At 74.2% G+C, this 3,314-nt stretch carries 4 protein-coding genes; 1 reads left to right on the top strand and 3 read right to left on the bottom strand.

The features are described from left to right. Window positions 1-374: 374 nt before the first annotated feature. Entirely contained in the window at window positions 375-1,274 is a 900-nt protein-coding gene (locus tag AC1DY2_RS17535) for an alpha/beta hydrolase family protein (RefSeq protein ID WP_476763579.1), read from the bottom strand. 96 nt (window positions 1,275-1,370) lie between these two features. Between AC1DY2_RS17535 and AC1DY2_RS17530 the strand changes: the two genes are divergently transcribed. Then, on the top strand, window positions 1,371-2,027 hold the full coding sequence (locus AC1DY2_RS17530) for a TetR/AcrR family transcriptional regulator (RefSeq protein WP_476763578.1): 657 nt from the start codon (window positions 1,371-1,373) through the stop codon (window positions 2,025-2,027). A 42-nt stretch (window positions 2,028-2,069) separates the two neighbouring features. On the opposite strand, the gene AC1DY2_RS17525 is transcribed toward AC1DY2_RS17530, so the two are convergent. Both AC1DY2_RS17525 and AC1DY2_RS17520 read right to left on the bottom strand, forming a co-directional pair. Then, the gene (locus AC1DY2_RS17525) at window positions 2,070-2,879 is read right to left on the bottom strand and encodes a PDC sensor domain-containing protein (protein ID WP_476763577.1); all 810 of its coding nucleotides are present in this window, start codon (window positions 2,877-2,879) and stop codon (window positions 2,070-2,072) included. Next, window positions 2,876-3,314: FCD domain-containing protein (locus AC1DY2_RS17520; RefSeq protein WP_476763576.1), on the bottom strand; the 439-nt coding region annotated here is incomplete at its 5' end. The genes AC1DY2_RS17525 and AC1DY2_RS17520, both read right to left, overlap by 4 nt.

Below are 3,314 nucleotides of genomic sequence, written 5' to 3'. Positions count from 1 at the left end.
CACCTGACCGGCGCCGCGCGCGCCAGCCGGACGGAGGAGATCCGCTCGAGCGGAGGCGCCCGTGCGGCGTGGCGACCTCCCGCGGCGCGGATCTCCTCCCGCGGGAGGCGGTTCGAGCGGGGTGCCCGCGCGCTGCTCAGGCGATCGGCCGCCGCTCAGGCCGATTCGCGCGGAAACCGCCTGAATCCCGGCCGATTGCCTGAACCCACGGCGCGTGCACGGGTGCACGGGCGGCGGCGCCGAGCTGCCGTGCCGGGTGGATGGGGTCGGCGCCGCGGCGCCTCCGCCACGGGAGGCGATCCGCGCAGCGGGAGGTACCCGTGCGGCGTGACGACCTCCGGTGTGGCCGATCTCCTCCCGCGGCGCCCGGCGCGTCAGGCGGAGGCGGCCGGCACGCCCTCGGCGCGCAGCCGGTCGAACGCGGACAGGCCGCCCACCGTGAACCCGGTGACGGCGTCGAGCGTCGCGTCGGCGCCGAGCACCCGGGAGTGTCCCGCGCCCTCGGTGACCACGAGGCGTGATCGCTCGCCGTGGGCGGCGTGCAGGCGCTCCGACTCGGCGACGGGCACCTCGCGGTCGGTGCGATCGTGCACGAGCAGCAGCGGCACTCCGGCGGGCAGCGGATGCCGCACCGCGTCGAACCTGGCGTAGACGTCGGGCACGTCGGGCAGCACCCGACGGGCGAACCGCCCGGCCAGCACGCCTGCGGTCGCGGGGCCGACGCCGACCCGCGCGGCGAACGAGTCGACGAGGAAGCGCGCGTCGGCCATGCCGGCGATCGCCACCACGCCCCCGGCAGCAGTGCCCTCGTGCACGGCGGTGAGCGCCGCGAGCGCGCCGAACGAGTGCCCGATCACCGTGCGGAACATGCCGTGACGGTGCTGGAGCTCGTCGATGGCACCCAGGTAGTCGCGGATGTCGGTGCGGCGTCCGTCGGAGTCGCCGTTGGCGGGCGCGTCGAAGCCGACCACCCGGTAGCCGGCGGCGCGAAGCTCGCGCACGATCGGGCCGAACTGCGAGGCGCGGCCACGCCAGCCGTGCACGACCAGCACGGTCTCGGGCCCGTGCCCCCACGAATACGTCGTGATCGAGCGGCCGCGCACGGAGATCGTGCCGCGATCGGCGTGCTCGTGCACCGCCCGGTCGGCCGGCCGCACGGGCAGCGGCGGCCCGACCCGTCCGAACAGGGGCAGCGCGAGTCGCCCGGCGAGGGCGGGAGAGACGCGATCGGCCGCACGCACGGCGGCGACGAGTGCGGTGGTGGCGGGGTGCATGTCGGCCTCCAGAATGGTGCCCGGTGTGGCATCCGATGAATGAGTACGAACGATCGTACTTACACTATACGAACGATCGTGCGTAAACTGAAGCCCATGAACGATATCGACGGCCGGCGGGTGCGCGGCGACGCTTCGCGACGCATCGTGCTCGAGCGCGCCGCCGACCTCGCGTCCATCGAYGGACTCGACGGCCTCTCGATCGGGCGCCTCGCCGCGGCCGCCGACGTGAGCAAGAGCGGCGTCGCCACGCTGTTCGGCACGAAGGAGCGCCTCCAGCTCGCGACGGTGGAGGCCGCCACCCAGCGGTTCCGCGAGGCCGTGCTCGAACCGGCGCGGGTCGAGCCACGCGGCATCCGTCGCATCGCCCTGCTCCTCGACCTGTGGATCGCCTACTCGCGCGACCGCGTCTTTCCGGGCGGATGCTTCTTCGCGGCCGCCGCCGCCGACCTCGACGCGAAGACGGGGCCCGTGCACGATGCGGTCGCGCAGGCCTTCGACAGCTGGGGCAGCTACCTCGAGGTCGCGATCGGCTATGCGATCGATGCCGGCGAGCTCGACGGCCACGCGGATGCCGCGCAGCTGGCGTTCGAGGCGACCGCACTGCTCGACGGTGCGAACGCGCGGTCGGTGCTCTCAGGATCCCGGGAGCCCTACCTCCGTGCCCGGCGTGCGCTCACCGATCGGCTGCTGGCCGCGGGGGCCGAGCCCGGGGCGATCCGCGCGCTGACCGAGGGCGACGACCTCGCCTGACCAGCGCGGCGCAACCTGCCCGGCCGGACCGGGCCCGGGATCTCAGGCCTCGAGCACGAGGGCCAGCGACGTGTCGCCGCACGGCAGCACGGCTTCGCCGCCCGGCAGGCTCGCGGCATCCGTCACGGCGACCGCGTCACGCAGCGGGGTGAGCGCCTCGGGGAGTCCCTCCAGTCGCAGCAGGGCGCCGGTCGCGCGCCTGGCGTCGGTCGAGGCGACGATGCGGCCCGACGCGTTCACGAGGGTGCACGGATGCCCCGACTCGCGGATGACCGGGAGCAGCACCTGCTCGAGGCGGGCGACGTACAGGTCGGTGCCGATGAGTCCGACCATCTCGCCGTCGACGCGCACTGGCGTCGTGATGGTCACGGTGTAGTCGTCGGTGCACAGGTAGTCGACGTAGGGACCGGTGAGGTGCCGGCTGCCCGTGCGAGCGGGGACGCGCCACCACTCGAGGGTCGTGTAGTCGCGGAACTGCTCGGAGTCGGGGTCGCTCACGGCCTCGAGCCGGCGGAGCTTCGGGTCGGGGCCGGCGCCGAAGGTGTTCGAGCCGCTCAGCCACCACGCCAGATGYCAGGGCGCGTCCGCGAGGAAGCCCGGCGCGGCGACGAACCCGGCGCCCGTGATCAGGGTGCCGTCGCGCTCGAGCTCGGTGCTCACGAGGGCGGCCACGATCGGGTCGAGGGTCTCGGCGGTGGGCTCGGTTGAGCCGGTGAGGGCGCCGGCGAGCGGGCCCGACAGCTCTCGCTCGAGCACGTCGCGCCACCCGTCGATCATGGCGAAGACGGGGTCGATCGTGGAGGCGATGCGCCGTGCGATGTGCTCGGCGGCGACGTCGACGGTGACGCTCATGGCCTCGCTCCTTCCGATGATGCGACCGCGGGTGCTGCGACCGCGGATGCCTCGGCCGCCGGCGTCTCGGCGTGGGACGGGCTCGCCTGCTCGAGGCGCACCTTCTCGTCGATGAGCCACTCGACGGCCGAGGCGATGTGCTCGGTGGTCGCGCGTCGTGCACGTTCGGGTTGCACGGTGCGGATCGCCTGGATGACCTCGAGGCGAGCGGTGCGACTGCGGTCACGAGAATCCTGCTCCCTCAGGCACAGCCAGAGCAAGGGCCCGGCCTCGGCCTGCAGGCGCAGCTCCTCGTGCACGAGCCGCGGGGACTGGCTGACCGCCGCGATCTCGAGCTGGAATCGTCCGACCGCGCGCCGCGCGCCGCCCGGGGTGGTCAGGTCGGCGCGGGCGTCGACCTCGACGAGGCTGGCGAGGTCGTCCTCGCTCGCGCGG

Source organism: Agromyces sp. P1_H4, assembly GCF_056405255.1.
The sequence above is the reverse complement of the archived record's forward strand: the minus strand, read 5'-3'. Positions and strand labels throughout refer to the sequence as shown.